Below are 14,984 nucleotides of genomic sequence, written 5' to 3' on the forward strand. Positions count from 1 at the left end.
AGACTGGGAGTACTTTCACGCGATCCATTCCACAATTATTTGTTAATCATCGCGCAAACAAGCGACAGACCGTTCAAGAGAATGCAGGCCACCCGGTAAATTTCCCAAGGCGCCAGCCTAGACTTCGCCGGACACGTCGATAACAATAATCGCAATGCGATTTTTGGAGTTTTCCGGAAGTAGATATTTCAGCATTTGCTCCAATTCATCCGCCGAGGTCGGGCGGCTCAATCCTTCCGGTGGAGCGGGGATTGCTCCTTTGCGTTTGTCGCCGAACCAGAAAACGCAATAAATGCCGAAGCCTTTTGCTCCCGGATCGGGCGTATAAAAACGGTCCAGTTGCCCGATTGCCGCCGTCCATAATTCGGGATGGTTGTCGCGCTTCAGCTCGCAAAGAATTTTGTGAGCCGCAATCGACACGGCAATGTCCGCACGTTTGTCCCTTACCATATGCCCTTCAGGCTCAGAAATGATGCCAAGCGCTTGCAGCGGTGGCCGCATCAAAGTGAGGAGGTCGTCACGGCAAGCCTCTTCCGGACGCGGGTCGACCGGTTTTGCGTGTGCGTCGATATTCCAGAACTGTTTAAAGATATCGGTGTTCTCCCGCTCGATGCGCTTCTTAAGATCTCGCAACTGGTCAATGACCAGGGCCTGAAGATCGGCAACGGTCGCAGGTGGCCCGTTCGACAGCGCAGCTACAGTTCGTGGCCAGTTCGGACGGTCATATTCCACATCGCGCCGGCGCTTACGTTGATTAGCAAGGGCGTGCAGCATATGCGGCTTGTAAGATGCCAATTCCGTGTTTGCCACCAGCCTTTCGAGCGCCAGTGTCGCAGCTTCGGTCGGCTGCGCCGAAATCGTATCGAAAAGCTTGCGGCAATATTCGGCCGCGTCCCAGGCATTCGTATCGCCGCTCCATCCACCCGAAGGATATGGCGCTTCAGGAAAAAGGGTGCCGGTCAAACGCGCCATGAACTCAAGTTGTGGAAGCGACAGCGCCGTCTCGGTTGCCTGCCCTCCCGACGCAAAGCCGCTCCGGTCGCGTAGCTGAAAAATGATAGCGGGGTGGTTGCGCGCAAACGCCTCAACCCGATCCGCAAACTGGGCGGGCGAGAGCAGGTAGGCTGCCGCCAACCACATTGCATACCGTGGCTCATTGTTGGCCGCAGTTCCCAAAACCACGTTTGCAGCGAGCGCCAGAAACTCCGCGCGCGCATTCGGCAATTTGGTAATCGCATCCAGCATGTCGCCGAGGCGAAACAAGTTCGCATTTGGGAAATCGCGCAGCAATTCAAGCGCAATATCCTTTCGATAAGGCTCAAATGCCGCTGCGGTCAGAAGTTCGTGCAGCCCATCAACGCCCAGTTCCTCAGCTGACAGGCGAAGCCGCGCCAATGCAAGATAGGCGTCCCGCGCCAAGTCGGAGTGTTGCTTGACCAAACCGTCTTTCCAAGGCTGATGCAACTGAGTGGCCGTTTCATCCCGGTTGACGAAGCCTGGATTCGCAAGGTCGAAGACCAAAATGGCTTTCAAGAAATCATCCGTAAGGCCGGCAAATCCTTCCCCAATAGCCCAACGCTCGTTGAGTCCGGCGACGAGCGCGTGCCACCAGTCCCGACGCTTATGGGCCGCTGCAAGAGCCATCACATCCGCAAAGGTCGGCAAATCATTGCGCGACAACGCCGCTCGCAGGCCCGCAAGGGCACTGTCGATATGGTTTTCGCCAACCCATGCGGCAACTCTGTCGCGGGGCTCAAGGCTTCGGTCAACATCATTGTACAAACCGAAGTAAATCTTCCCGAGATGGTTTAACCAACCTAGATCCGCGCCGCTGCGAATGGCCTCGACCTTCTGCGCAAACTCCGCGCGCTGGCTCTCGCGTGCGGCGTCGTTTTCGGCCTGTCGATCCTTTCGTCCTTTGAAATATCCGTCATATAAGTCCGACTTCACCGAGGCTGCGCGAATCGGCTTGAGGCTGGGTTCCCGCTCAGCCAGTTCATACAGAGCCCCGAACATTTCGCCGGCCCGAGGCTGTTCCACCCTGTAGCAAAGCGTCAATGCGAGTTCATAGAAGAAGGCGCGTCTTGCGCTGCCGTCCTCGGCAGCCGTGAGTTGCTCTACAACGATACGAAGCAAAGGCCCGGACGGAAGCGCCTGCAAGGTGCTCCGCTGAAATGTCGAATACTTTTGCCACCGTTCGCTATCCGCAACCAGCGTGCCAAAGAAGTGGCTTGCCATGGCCTCCAGATTTTCGGGTGTCTCTATGATCGCATCGCGCAATTCCTGAACCTGGCTGTCGTCGTCGAATGCCAGACGCTTGTGGAGCCACCGCAGCGCGCGTTCCGCATCAAACGGGCCGGGCTCACGCCACGCGCGCACAAGGCTGCGTGTGAACAACGTCGCGACTTCACTATGCCTGCGGTTATGTTGGCCGTATTCGTTCTGCTGCGGCGTAGCGATACCGTCGAGCAGCGATGGCAGATCGGCAACCGGAATACTGTCGGCCAGTACCCATAGGGTTCCGGTCGCAAGGAAGTCTTCCTCACCTTGTAACGTATCGTTGACGAGCTGGACCACGTCAGCATGGCCAAAAGGATTCCCATAGAGCTGCTCTATAATCTCTGCCCGCAGCCGAAGGTCGTTTGCCGTTTTCCCGAGCCGCGTCCGGAAAGCCGCAACGATCGCGGATTTGCCTTCCTCACCTAGCCGAAGTAGCGCTTCCAACGCATGCACCCGCTCTGAATAGGGCGCATCCCCGGATATTACGGAGACAAGGTCGCGCTGCAGCTCAGCGTGTGGCGTGCCTAGTCGGAGTGCATCAATCACCACCGAGCGTATGCCGAATCCAGCATCTGGGTCGTTCAAGATCGCGCGGAACTCTTCAACCATGTCCGGCCGGGAGAGAGCTCCAATCGGAGGCGCGTCCCAGTTTCCAGACCGAAACCAGGGGTCAGACTTGGAAAGGCGGCCAAGAGAGCGCAGCAGCGCCATACAGGATGAAGGCGAGAGAGATGCTGCATCGCCGTAGGCGAGAACGCCGTAAGGGTCCGTCTCGATCAGTTCATCGGCATGTTCAGGAAGATGGATTGCAAGCCAGGCGTGGAGGCCGCGCAACTCCGATGCCGGATGCCCGTCAACGCCCATCAGAGCCATAACACGGCCAAATGGCAGCCCGTCGCGCACTTTTTGCGCGAGAAACGCTGCGGCCAGATATTCGGCCGTAGTGCGGTGGGCATAGTCGACGGTTTCGGCCTCGGGGCCAGCGACGAAAACCCTTCGGCCTAACGCCGCTTGTGCCTTTGCCGGATCAAGAAAAGTAAGGGACCGATAGCCTGGAGATTCAAGAGTTCCTTCCTGCTCAGTCAGGCTAATGGCCTCGACATCAGCGATCAGGCGCGCGGCGCAGATTCCTCCGGCCGCGTCGCGCAATTCCGCAGCTGAAAAAACGCCGACGCCTTTGCGGGCGTGGTCCTTGTCAAATTCTTGAAGCATGAGCCCGGTCGATAGCTCGAAGAGTTCCCGGCGTGTCTTGGGCCACGAACCGGTTTGCACCGCACGCGACAGCATGATGAGGTTCTGTGGGTTCTCTAGAAAATCACTGAGGCCCCGTCTCTCTGCCTCAACAAGAAACGAATCCGCATCACCCGGTTCTACGCCTTGCGCAGCGAGCACCGCACGCTGTTCATCATGAGACAGCTTCTGAAGCAGCAGGACCGGTGGCGTGCCCATTTGGTCAAAGTAAGGACCAAACGCAGCCAGATCACTGTCTCCAAGCCAATCCGGAGCCCGGCATGAAATTCGAACCTTTGCCGGACCGATGGCGAACAACTTCTCGACGACCTGGCCGACCGTGTCCAGGTCGCCGCGCCCAGTACGTCGTTCATCCAGGCCGTCGATAAAAAGCACTTTGCCAGCGAGCTTTGTAGGCGGCGTTACAAGAAATGCCCGTGCCGTAATTGACCGCACGCCTTCCGCGTGCGCTGCTTCGCGGAACAGGTAAGATTTTCCGGCTCCCGGATCTCCCAACAGAACAATGTTCGGCGCGCTCTCGAAGTCCGAGAACAGGCGCGGGCGCGCTTCTTCAGGTTTGTCATACGGGGCGTTGGTTTGACGGACAGTCCGAGTCATTCGTGAGACAATGCTTGCAAAGGAAAGCATCAAGCTCGGTGTTTGCAGGGCCGCTTGTCAAGCAACAGTGTTGATGGCTTTAAATTCTTCTGTAAACGCACGGGGCAGCCACGGCGGGGCCACGCGGAGTCTTATGCTTTCCTTGATTGGATCTGACTGCCCGTTAGTGGCAGAAAAATGCGGCCATAGCACAAATTTTTGCGATGTTCTCGAATGGCCTTACGCAAAGCGTTAGATCCTCTCGACGCCTTCGACAACTGATTTCGCCTCATTGCGGCGAAACGGCAGATTATACTACGAATCGTCGCCAGACAGCCATTTCAGATTCGGCCCATCCAGGACGTTCGAGACCTTGAAGTTAACGTCGGCGAGGCGTCCCCCTACCCCCCCGCCAGCCTCGGCAACAAAAAAATCTCCGCCCCCTCCGGCAGCTTCTTGCTCCACGTATCCCGATAAATCGTCCCGTCGATCGCAACCGCAATCCCACGATCGATCCAAGGCTCAAACCCGGGATACTGTTCAGCCAGTTTCCTGAACAGTTCCCTGATGTCCTTGGCCTCGACCTCGACCTTGCTCTTGCCGCCGGCGAGCTGGCCGAGCGCGCCCCAGAGGGTGACTTCGACCAGATCTACTCTCCCCGTTCCGCTTCGATGGCCGCCAGGATGCGTGGCGGCGACATCGGGATGTGGGTCATGCGCACGCCGGCCGCGTTCGACACCGCGTTGGCGATCGCCGCCAGCGGCGGCACGATCGAGGTTTCGCCGACGCCGCGCACGCCATAGGGGTGGTTGGGGTTGGGGATTTCCAGGATCTGCGTGTCGATCATCGGCAGGTCGGAGCACACCGGGATGCGGTAGTCGAGGAAGCCGGCGTTCTGCAGCCTTCCGTCCTTGCCGTAAATATACTCCTCGTTGAGCGCCCAGCCGATGCCTTGCGCCGCACCGCCCTGGTACTGGCCCTCGACATAGGTCGGGTGCACCGCCTTGCCGGCATCCTGCACCACCGTGTAGCGGATCACCCGGGTCGAGCCGGTCTCGGGGTCGACCTCGATGTCGCATATGTGGGTGGCGAAGGAGACGCCGGCGCCGTCGGCGACGAGCTCGCTGTGGCCGGCGATCGGCCCGCCGGTCTTGCCGGACTGGGCCGCGATCTCCTTCAGCGACAGTTTGCCGAGATTGCCGTGCTTCTCGCCCTTGGCGACCGCATGGCCCAGTTCCCAGACCACGTCGTCGACGGAAATGTCCCACATCTGCGCGGCGCGCTCGCGCAGGATTTTTATCGCGTTGCGGGCGGCCGAGATGGTCGCCATGGAGGAGGAGAAGGTGCCGCGGCTGCCGTCGGTCATGTCGTTATAACCGAGCGAAGAGGTGTCGGCGACCACCGCCTTGAGCTGGGCATAGTCGATACCGAGCTCCTCCGCCGCCACCAGCGACAGCGACGCGCGGGAACCGCCCACGTCCACCGTGCCGACGGCGAGCGAGACCGAGCCGTCCATGCCGATGTTGAGGTCCACGCAGGTCTGGCCGCCGAAATTGAACCAGAAGCCGCAGGCCATGCCCCTGCCCTGGTTCTTTTTGAGCGGCGCCTTCATGTGCGGATGGTGCTTCACCGCTTCCAGCGTCGGGCCGATGCCGATCGGGCCATAGACCGGGCCGTAGGACGAGCGTGTTCCTTCCTGCGCGGCGTTCTTGATGCGGAAGTCGACCGGGTCCATGCCGAGCTCCTTGGCGAGCTCGTCGACCGCACTTTCCACCGCGAAGGCCGCCATCGGTGCGGAGGGCGCGCGATAGGCCGCGGTCTTGGGCCGGTTGACCAGCACTTCGTAACCGACCGTCTTGACGTTATCGAGCTTGTAGCAGGCGAAGGCCGTCATGGCGCCGATCTCGGCCCAGGAGCCGGCATAGGGGCCGGCGCTGTAGCGCAGCGTCGCTTCGGCGGCAGTGATGGTGCCGTCCTTGCGGGCGCCGATCTTGACGTCGATCGAGGTGGCGCTGGTTGGCCCTGAGGCGCGGAACACCTCGTCGCGGGTCATCACCAGCTTCACCGGCCGCCCGGCCTTGCGTGACAAGGCAAGCGCCACCGGCTCGGCCCAGACATGGGTCTTGCCGCCGAAGCCGCCGCCGATCTCCGACGAGGTGACGCGCAGCTTCGAGGCTTCCATGCCGAGCAGCTGGGCGCAGTGCTGGCGGTAGACGAAATGGCCCTGCGTGCAGACCCAGAGGTCGGCGGTGCCGTCGGACGAGACGCTCGCCACGCAGGCATGCGGCTCGATATAGCCCTGGTGCGTCTGCTCGGTCTTGAAGGAGCGCTCGACGATGAAGTCGGCGTGCCCAAAGCCCTGATGGACGTCGCCATGGCCGAACTGGCTGCGCTTGGTGACGTTGGAGGGTTTTACCGGCTTTTCCTCCAGCCCCTCGGTGAAGATCGTGTCGTTGATCAGCGGCGCGTGGTGCTGCATCGCCTCGTCGACATCGGTGACATGCGGCAGGATCTCGTACTCGACCTCGATCAGCTTCAGCGCCTGCCTTGCCGTACGGGCATCGACCGCGGCGACCGCGGCCACCGCATGGCCGTCATAGAGCGCCTTGGTGCGCGCCATGCAATTGTCGAGGATGTCGTACATGGCGGCATCGCCATCGGTGAGGTCGGGCAGGTCTTTCGCCGTGATCACCGCCTTCACGCCGTTCAGCTTTTCCGCCTTCGACGTGTCGATCTTGAGGATCTTGGCGTGCGCATGCGGGCTGCGCAGAACGCGGCCGACCAGCTGGCCGGCCATGTTGAAGTCGGCGCCGTAGCGGGCGCGGCCCGTCACCTTGTCGACGCCGTCGGGGCGGATGGGGCGCGTGCCGACGGATGCGAATTTACGCCCGGAAAAACGCGGATCGAAATTCATCTTCAGGCTCCCTTCATCACAATTGCGGCGTCCTGGACGGCGCGCACGATCTTGTCATAGCCGGTGCAGCGGCAGAGATTGCCGGCGAGGCCGAAGCGGATTTCCTCCTCGGTCGGGTCGGGGTTTTTCGCCAGCAGATCCTTGGCCGCGATCAGGAAACCCGGCGTGCAGATGCCGCATTGCAGGGCCGCGTGCTCGAGGAATTTCTGCTGCAGCGTGTGCAGCTGGTCGCCATGCGCCATGCCTTCGACGGTCTCGATGCGCCGGCCTTCGGCCTCGGCGCCCAGCACCAGGCAGGAGCAGACCAGCCGGTCGTCGAGGATGATGCTGCAGGCGCCGCAGTCGCCGGTGCCGCAGCCTTCCTTGGCGCCGGTCAGGCCGAGCCGGTCGCGCAGCACGTCGAGCAGCGTCTCGTCAGGCTGGCAGAGATACTCGATATTGTCGCCGTTGATTGTCGTCGAGACTGCAATGCCAGCCATTATTTGCCTCCTGCACGTGCGTAGGCGGTCGTGGCGGCTCTCCTGGCCAGCACGCCCGCAACTTTGCGTCTGAATTCGATGGTACCGCGCTTGTCGTCGATCGGGCGGCAGGCGCCCGCGCAGACTTTTGCCAGCCGCTCGAGTGCTGCCTCGTCGAGCTTCCTGCCGATCAGAGCCTCGGCGGCTTCTTCCACCAGCAGCACCGTCGGCGCCGCAGCACCCAGCGCCACGCGGGCCGCCGTGACGACGCCATGCTCGTCGATCGTCAGGTTCACCCCGGCGCTGACCACGGCGATGTCCATCTCGGTGCGCGGAATGAAGCGCAGATAGGCATCGCCCGAGCGCGGCGAGCGCTTGTCGAGCAGGATCGCCTCGATGATCTCGCCCTTGGCGAGCGACGTCTTGCCCGGCCCGGTCGGCACGGCCTCAACGGCGATGGTGCGTTTGCCCGAGGGTCCGGCGATCACTGCCTTGGCGCCCGCGGCCACCAGCGCCGGCACGCTGTCCGCCGCCGGCGAGGCGTTGCACAGATTGCCGGTGATGGTGCAGCGTCCCTGCACCTGCTTGGAGCCGATCAGCTTGGCCGCCTCGACGACGCCGGGCCATGCCTTCTTCAAGGCGGCGTTCTCGCCCAGCACGGCGCAGGGGACGGCGGCACCAATGCTGAAGCCGTCGGCGGTTTCGCGGATGTCGCTCAGGCCCGCGATCGACTTGATGTCGACGATCAGGTCGGGCTCGACAAAGCCCCCCTTCATCCTCACCAGCAGGTCGCTGCCTCCGGCCAGAATGGCGGCCGTGCCAGCCGATCCGGCCAATTGGCCGACGGCATCTTCGATTGAAAGCGGACGTATGTAGCGCATCGTCTCCCCTTGGATATCGCGATTTCAGCGACCGTTATAAACACTCTCCTCATAATGGCTATCGGGTTCGTCATTTGCGACGATTGGTCCAGCCGCCGCAAATCGAGTCCCAAATCAAGCTGAATCGGCCTACGCCAGTGCATGTCGCCCAAAACTGCGCAGCGGTTTTAGGACAACGACATGCACAGAGATGAGACAGGCTCGCGGCCGGGTACACAAAAATCTAGGCGCCCGTGTCGGATCGGCCAGACCCCGTTCGTCCTTGGGACATCGAACAGGCATCATGAAAGGACAGGATATGCCCGGCACCGTACGTTTGCACCGCGTTCTCACCACCAGCCCGGAAAAGGTCTATCGCGCCTTCGTCGAAGCCGACGCGCTGGCGAAGTGGCTTCCGCCGAACGGCTTCACCTGCACGGTCGATCATCTCGAAGCCAAGGTCGGCGGCACGTTCAAGATGTCGTTCCGAAACTTCACCACGGGCGGCAGCCACGCCTTCGGCGGCGAATATCTCGAACTCGTGCCGGGCGAGCGCCTGCGCTACACCGACAGGTTCGACGACCCCAATTTGCCCGGCGAGATCCAGGTGACGGTGATCCTGAAGAAAGTCTCGGTCGGCACCGAAATCGACATCACCCAGGCCGGCATCCCCGACGTCATCCCGGTCGAGGCCTGCTATCTCGGCTGGCAGGAATCGCTGCGGAACCTGGCAAAGCTGGTCGAGCCGGAGATCAATCAGTAAGGCAGCTCCAGAACCTGCGCAGCGCCGCCGCCGATGACATGCCCATCGGCGGCGGCTGTGCGTCGAGGCCTTGACCGTGCGATCGCATGCATGAAATCCTCCCGGCCAAAGGGAGGCGTTTCCATGCGACATCTGCTGCTCGTGCTTCCCGCCCTGCTGCTGGCCACCTCTGCCGAAGCCAGGACCATCTACTACGGCAACAAGGTGGGAATGGAGCTCACCATCGTCAAAAAGTCGGGCATCGGCTCCGAGCACGCCAGCATCCTGGCCAAGCACAACAGGCAGAAGGCGGGCGTCTACTGCCGCGAATATGGCCACGATTTCTCCAAGGAGTGCATCGACGCGGAAATGAAGTCGCCCCTGCACTTCGAGATCACCGCCAATTGCAAGACCGGCAAGTTCACCACCTTCTATGGCGGCAACATGCTGTTCCAGGGCCGCAACAAGGGCACTGAGGTGACGACGGATTACCTGATCACATCGATCGATGACAATGTGGTGCTCGACGGCTCCGGCGCCTCGTCATACGATGTCACGCTGGACCAGTTCAAAGCCCTCTGCCCCAATCGCGTACGCTAGCAGCGTTTGCGGACCGCAAAGCCGGGTGGCCCCACATATCGGTCTCGGCTACGGTCAGAAGATGAACCTGCCGCTCCGCCGCATCGTCCTCATCGTCGCGCTGCTCAATCTCGCCTATTTCGGGATCGAGTTCGCTGTGGCGTTCACCATCGGGTCCGTGTCCCTGTTCGCGGACAGCGTCGACTTTCTCGAAGATGCCTCGGTAAATCTCCTCATCCTGCTCGCACTCGGCTGGTCGTTACGCGCTCGCGCCAAGGTGGGCATGGCGCTGGCGCTGATCCTGCTGGTGCCGGGTCTGGCAACACTCTGGACGGCATGGGAGAAGTTCAACATGCCCGTGCCGCCGCAGCCCATCGCCTTGACCTTGGCGGGACTCGGCGCGCTCGCCGTCAACCTCTCCTGCGCCTGGATGCTCGCCGCCTACCGTCATCACGGCGGCAGCCTGACGAAGGCCGCTTTCCTGTCGGCTCGCAATGACGCCATCGCCAACATCGCCATCATAGCGGCCGGGTTGGTTACGGCTCTTCTGTGGCGCTCCGCGTGGCCGGATCTGGTCGTGGGGCTGGGTATCGCCGCGATGAATGCCGATGCGGCACGCGAGGTGTGGCAAGCGGCGCGGGAAGAACACCGGGCCGAAGCGTAGCTTGCGCTTTCATGCCCTTGCCACCCTAAACCAGCTGGGAATTTCGAGTGGCATATCGAGTTTCGACGTGCTGGAGCGACCGGGCATGTTATGGGAGATACGACCGAACGGAGGCGGAAACCATGACCCTCACCAACCGGGATATCGTCGAGCTGACCGAGTGGCGGCGCAAGCTGCACCGGCAGCCGGAAATCTCCAATGAGGAGGAGAAGACCGCGAAAGAAGTCGTCTCCTTCCTCGCCGACACCGGGCCGGACAAGGTCCTGACCGGCCTCGGCGGACATGGCGTGGCGGCGGTCTATGACAGCGGCAAGGCCGGGCCGACCGTGCTGTTCCGCTCCGAACTCGACGCACTGCCGATCGAGGAGCTCTCCGGCGTGCCGCATGCCTCGCAAGTGCCGGGGAAGTCGCATATGTGCGGCCATGACGGCCACACCGCGATCCTGGCCGCGCTTGGCCGCCAGCTGGGGCGCGAGCGCCCGGCCAGCGGCCGCGTCGTGCTGATGTTCCAGCCGGCGGAAGAGACCGGCAATGGCGCCGCCGGCGTCGTCGCCGATCCGCGCTATGGCGAGATCGCGCCGGATTTCGCCTTCTCGCTGCACAATCTGCCCGGCGTGCCGTTCGGCGAGGTCAGGCTCAAGCCCGGCGTGGTCAACTGCGCCTCGCGCGGCATGCGCATCGTGCTCGAGGGCAAGACCGCGCATTCCTCCATGCCCGAGACCGGCATTTCGCCCATGCCGGCGATCTCAGAGCTGATGCCGGCGCTGCCCGCGCTCGGCCGCGCCACCTTCGCCGACGACGATTTTTCCATGGTCACCGTCACCCATGCCGAGATGGGCGAAGCCGTGTTCGGCATCGCGCCCGCGCATGCCGAGGTGTGGGCGACGCTGCGCACCCGTCGCGACGAGCGCATGGCGGATCTCTGCGCCGCGGCGCAAGCGCTGGTCACCGAGATCGCGGCCCGCCATCGCCTCTCAGCGCGCTGGGACTACCACGAGATCTTCGTCGCCAGCGTCAACGCGCCGGACGCGGTGGAGCACCTGCAGCGCGCGCTCGACGAAGAAGGCGTCGTGCATGGTGAAGAGGCCTTGCCGATGCGCGCCTCGGAGGATTTCGGCCTGTTTGGCCACAGTGCCCCATCGGCGATGTTCTTCCTCGGCGCGGGCGAGCGGCACCCTTCCCTGCACAATCCGGACTATGATTTCCCCGACAACTTGATCCCGATCGGCTCGAAAATCTTCATGCGCACGGCGCGCAACCTGCTGGGGTGAATTCGCCCGCCCTGGTTACGCGGATTTGAGGTAAGGGCGCTTCTGGATGCCACGCTTTTCCAGGTAGCTCGCGGCGGGAACCGGACGGCCGACGCGAAAACCCTGGATCTTGTCGATGCCGAATTCGCGCATCAGCGCGATCTGCTCGTCGGTTTCCACGCCTTCGACCAGGATCTTGTGGCCGCGATTGCGCACCAGGGCAATGATGTCCTGCAGCATCGCCATGCCTTTCGGGGTGCCACAGTCGTGCAGGAACGAGCGGTCGATCTTCACCGTGTCGAAATCGATCAGACGCAGCCACGACAGGCCGGCAAAGCCCGTGCCGAAATCATCGAGCCAGATCTTGATGCCGAGCAGCTTCAGGTCGCTGATGCAGCGCAGGATGTCCGAGTGCATCTCCATCTCGAGCCCTTCGGTGATTTCGAAGGCCAGCCTGTTGCCGGTCACACCGGTCTCGCCCAGAATGGTCGCGACGGACGCGGCGAAGCCAGGCGTCTTGAGCTGGATCGGCGAGACGTTGACACTGACGAGAGGGACGTGATCGTCCGCCAGCAGCTCGGCGCACACCGTGCGTATTGCCCAGCGGCCGAGTTCCAGGATCGCACCGGTGCGTTCCGCCACGGGAATGAACAGGCTCGGCGGAACCAGGGTTCCATCCAGCATCTTGAGACGCATCAGCGCCTCTACCGCCTCGACACGGCCTGACACGACATCCTGGATCGGCTGATAGACGAGTGAAACCAGGCCCTGTCCGATCGCGATCTTCAGCAGCGCCGCGAGGTTCTCGCTCTCGTCGCTGCTCTGCGGATCGGTCGGGTCGAACAGCCGGGCGCAATTGCGCCCACCAGCCTTGGCCAGATAGAGCGCGCGATCGGCCTCGTGGATGATCTTTTCCAGCTTGGCGCCGGCCTGCGTCCTGGTGAACGCGGCACCCACGCTCGCCGTCACGATCGAGATCCCGTCGCGCCTGAGCTCGTGGGTGATCGCCAGGTTCTCAACCGTGCGGCAGATGGCCTCGGCGAGCTCGGCGACCTGGTCCTTCTTGTCCATGCGGGCGAGCACGATGAATTCCTCGCCGCCATAGCGCCCGATCGAGCCATTGTAGTTCTTGATCAGATCGCTCAGCGCATTGGCGACATGGATCAGGCAGCGGTCGCCTTCCTGGTGGCCGTAGCAGTCGTTGAACTTCTTGAAGAAGTCGACGTCGATGAGGATGGCCGCGAACTTGCTGCCAAGCTTCTGCCAATCGCTCCAATAATCGCGCAGCTTCTCGTCGATCGCGCGCCGGTTCTCCAGCCCAGTCAGCGGATCCGTCCGCGACAGTCTGAGCAGGGCCTTGCCGCGTTCGGTCGCCTCCTTGTGCTGGATCTTGGCTTCCAGCGCGTTCAGGAAGACGTTGTAGCGCTCCTCATTCAGCTTCCAGTTCACATAGGAGGTGAAGGTGAAGCACGAAACGTAGAAAATTCCGAACACCATCTTGTATGTCAGCGATGCCGGCACAAAATAGTTCACAACATACAAGATAAACAATATGATTGTCGACGTTATGATCGACACCTTGAAGCTGAACGTGAAAAATAGATTGGCGCTCATCATGAAAATGGTGCCGAATACCATGTAGTAAGCGACGCTTTCCTTGTCCGCTCCCATGGATGCCGGGAGGAGCCAGCCGATATAGCCAAAGATGATCGCCGCGGCGCAGGTCACGTCGAGCCACTCCGTCGCCACGCCCCGGCGAAGCTGTGCTTCCAGGGTCAGCAGAGCGGTCAATCCGACCGCGAAGCGCGCCGTGATCGTGTAGGCCGCCACGTCGGGTATCAGCAGCAGGTCCGATACCGAAAACAGCACATAGATGACGACGGCGATCCAGAGCCCGGGCCGGGCATCTTTCCTTCGCTTCGCCAAGGCTTCGGCGCGGTAAAGGATGCGCAGTTCCGCCACCCCCAGTTCCTGGCGCGGATCATACGGTTCCACATCCGCCGTATCGGCCAATCTGGATGACGCGCGTTCGTTCACAAATCCCCGTTGCGGGGGATTTTGCGCTCCGAACTCTTTTCCAACTTCTGCCCCCACGCAGGACGACTCCTTGGGACGCGACGCGATTGCCATGCGGTAAAATGCGATGGCGCCAGACAAGTTTGCGTTAACTCGGACCCAGAATCTTATCTGCAAGATCGCTAATAAATTGAGATGGTTAGCGGGAAATTAATCATAACAATAAAATGCGTCCGAAGCGCCGTTGGCAAATGGTGCATTCTACGCAATAAGTTAACTGACTGTTAACCAAGGAGTCCTGGTGTGCAAACCGTGTTTGATGGCCAAAGCCTGATTACCGCAGAGATTATCGCCGGCAGCCTGCGCCGGGGTAAGCTCGAGCATCACGGCGAAGAGTTCGAAACCGCCCGTGCGGAACTGGCGCTCATCCTCCACGCCACACAGCAGCAGATCGAGCAGCAGAAATATCCCGCCGAGATCGTTCGCCGGCTGCTGTCGCTGCTCAGCGCGCTGCGGGCCAAGGTGCATCCGGACGTCTGGCAGGCCTTGATACCGGTGGCGCAGAACCACCCGATCCTGGAGTATTTTCTCCAGGATCCGCTGACGCACTGGTCTTTCACCAAGCCCAGGGGCTATTCCGGCGACGCGCAGCTGCTCGACTACATCTATTGCGACCCGCACGTGGCCGAGAGCGTGGCGAGCGCTTCCGAGGTCGGCAAGGCGCTTTACAGCCACACCCAGAACGTTCCGTCATGCGTGGCGGCACGCGAACGGCGCGATCTCCTGACCCGCTATGTCGACGAGACGGCGGCCAAAAACGGACCCGAAACCGAGGTGCTGGCGATCGCGGCCGGCCATCTGCGCGAAGCCAACCGCTCCGTCGCTTTGGCCGAGGGCCGTCTCAAGCGCTGGGTCGCGCTTGACCAGGATCCGCAGAGCGTCGGGCTGATCGCACGCGACTTCCAGGGCACCGCGGTCGAGGCCGTCGACGGCTCGGTGCGGACCGTGCTGACCAGAGGCCACAAGCTCGGCAAGTTCGATCTCATCTACGCCTCGGGCCTCTACGACTACCTCCAGCACAATGTCGCCGTGAAACTCACCAAGACCTGCCTGCAGATGCTGAAGCCGAACGGCACATTCCTGTTCGCCAACTACGCCGAGGGCACCCCTGACGCCGGCTACCGGGAAACCTTCATGGACTGGGTGCTGCTGCTGCGCTCGGAGGTCGACATGTGGAACATCGTCAACGCCAGCGTCGATCGCAACGCCGTCGAGGCAAAGGTGTATTTCGGCGAGAACCGCAACGTGCTTTACGCCGTGATCGAGAAGCGCGGGTAAGCAGGCGGCGCTGGCATCCGGGGGGTGCCGCGCCCAAAGGCGACGAAGGTCACCGC

At 61.9% G+C, this 14,984-nt stretch carries 11 protein-coding genes; 5 read left to right on the plus strand and 6 right to left on the minus strand.

Annotation, left to right across the window (positions count from 1 at the left end):
* Nucleotides 1-117 precede the first annotated feature (117 nt).
* The 5 genes from MAFF_RS10110 to MAFF_RS10125 form a co-directional block, all read right to left on the minus strand.
* Complete coding sequence (locus tag MAFF_RS10110) at nucleotides 118-4,128, minus strand: NACHT domain-containing NTPase (protein WP_157865963.1); 4,011 nt, start codon at nucleotides 4,126-4,128, stop codon at nucleotides 118-120.
* Nucleotides 4,129-4,508: 380 nt separating this feature from the next.
* Nucleotides 4,509-4,754, minus strand: coding sequence for a MoaD/ThiS family protein (locus tag MAFF_RS37605; protein ID WP_019859698.1), 246 nt, complete (start codon nucleotides 4,752-4,754; stop codon nucleotides 4,509-4,511).
* A 2-nt stretch (nucleotides 4,755-4,756) separates the two neighbouring features.
* Entirely contained in the window at nucleotides 4,757-7,021 is a 2,265-nt protein-coding gene (locus tag MAFF_RS10115; RefSeq protein WP_010910804.1) for a xanthine dehydrogenase family protein molybdopterin-binding subunit, read from the minus strand.
* 2 nt (nucleotides 7,022-7,023) lie between these two features.
* Entirely contained in the window at nucleotides 7,024-7,500 is a 477-nt protein-coding gene (locus MAFF_RS10120) for a (2Fe-2S)-binding protein (RefSeq protein ID WP_010910805.1), read from the minus strand.
* Nucleotides 7,500-8,360 carry an FAD binding domain-containing protein gene (locus MAFF_RS10125; protein ID WP_010910806.1) on the minus strand — a complete coding sequence of 287 codons (861 nt, stop codon included), beginning with the start codon at nucleotides 8,358-8,360 and terminating at the stop codon, nucleotides 7,500-7,502. The genes MAFF_RS10120 and MAFF_RS10125 overlap by 1 nt, the downstream gene beginning before the upstream one ends.
* A gap of 298 nt (nucleotides 8,361-8,658) precedes the next feature.
* On the opposite strand from MAFF_RS10125, the gene MAFF_RS10130 reads away from it, so the two are divergent.
* The 4 genes from MAFF_RS10130 (at nucleotide 8,659) to MAFF_RS10145 (ending at nucleotide 11,595) form a co-directional block, all read left to right on the plus strand.
* A complete protein-coding gene (locus MAFF_RS10130) occupies nucleotides 8,659-9,102 on the plus strand; it encodes an SRPBCC family protein (protein WP_027044406.1) in 444 nt (147 codons plus the stop codon).
* A gap of 123 nt (nucleotides 9,103-9,225) precedes the next feature.
* The gene (locus MAFF_RS10135) at nucleotides 9,226-9,681 is read left to right on the plus strand and encodes a hypothetical protein (RefSeq protein WP_044548217.1); all 456 of its coding nucleotides are present in this window, start codon (nucleotides 9,226-9,228) and stop codon (nucleotides 9,679-9,681) included.
* A gap of 61 nt (nucleotides 9,682-9,742) precedes the next feature.
* Nucleotides 9,743-10,324, plus strand: coding sequence for a cation transporter (locus MAFF_RS10140; protein ID WP_010910809.1), 582 nt, complete (start codon nucleotides 9,743-9,745; stop codon nucleotides 10,322-10,324).
* Nucleotides 10,325-10,446: 122 nt separating this feature from the next.
* Nucleotides 10,447-11,595 (plus strand): amidohydrolase, encoded by a 1,149-nt coding sequence (locus MAFF_RS10145; RefSeq protein ID WP_010910810.1) that lies wholly within the window; start codon nucleotides 10,447-10,449, stop codon nucleotides 11,593-11,595.
* Nucleotides 11,596-11,610: 15 nt separating this feature from the next.
* On the opposite strand, the gene MAFF_RS10150 is transcribed toward MAFF_RS10145, so the two are convergent.
* Complete coding sequence (locus MAFF_RS10150) at nucleotides 11,611-13,704, minus strand: putative bifunctional diguanylate cyclase/phosphodiesterase (protein ID WP_010910811.1); 2,094 nt, start codon at nucleotides 13,702-13,704, stop codon at nucleotides 11,611-11,613.
* A 189-nt stretch (nucleotides 13,705-13,893) separates the two neighbouring features.
* Between MAFF_RS10150 and MAFF_RS10155 the strand changes: the two genes are divergently transcribed.
* Nucleotides 13,894-14,928: a class I SAM-dependent methyltransferase gene (locus MAFF_RS10155; RefSeq protein ID WP_010910812.1), complete on the plus strand. Its 1,035-nt coding sequence runs from the start codon at nucleotides 13,894-13,896 to the stop codon at nucleotides 14,926-14,928.
* Nucleotides 14,929-14,984 lie beyond the last annotated feature (56 nt).

The organism is Mesorhizobium japonicum MAFF 303099 (genome assembly GCF_000009625.1).
Lineage (GTDB): Bacteria > Pseudomonadota > Alphaproteobacteria > Rhizobiales > Rhizobiaceae > Mesorhizobium > Mesorhizobium japonicum.

Bases quoted from the DNA above. Each gene is read 5' to 3' on its own strand.
- MAFF_RS10125 (WP_010910806.1), bottom strand. From the start codon at position 8,360: ATGCGCTACATACGTCCGCTTTCAATCGAAGATGCCGTCGGCCAATTG.
- MAFF_RS10115 (WP_010910804.1), bottom strand. From the start codon at position 7,021: ATGAATTTCGATCCGCGTTTTTCCGGGCGTAAATTCGCATCCGTCGGC.
- MAFF_RS10145 (WP_010910810.1), top strand. From the start codon at position 10,447: ATGACCCTCACCAACCGGGATATCGTCGAGCTGACCGAGTGGCGGCGC.
- MAFF_RS10135 (WP_044548217.1), top strand. From the start codon at position 9,226: ATGCGACATCTGCTGCTCGTGCTTCCCGCCCTGCTGCTGGCCACCTCT.
- MAFF_RS10150 (WP_010910811.1), bottom strand. From the start codon at position 13,704: ATGGCAATCGCGTCGCGTCCCAAGGAGTCGTCCTGCGTGGGGGCAGAA.
- MAFF_RS10110 (WP_157865963.1), bottom strand. From the start codon at position 4,128: ATGACTCGGACTGTCCGTCAAACCAACGCCCCGTATGACAAACCTGAA.
- MAFF_RS10120 (WP_010910805.1), bottom strand. From the start codon at position 7,500: ATGGCTGGCATTGCAGTCTCGACGACAATCAACGGCGACAATATCGAG.
- MAFF_RS10140 (WP_010910809.1), top strand. From the start codon at position 9,743: ATGAACCTGCCGCTCCGCCGCATCGTCCTCATCGTCGCGCTGCTCAAT.
- MAFF_RS10130 (WP_027044406.1), top strand. From the start codon at position 8,659: ATGCCCGGCACCGTACGTTTGCACCGCGTTCTCACCACCAGCCCGGAA.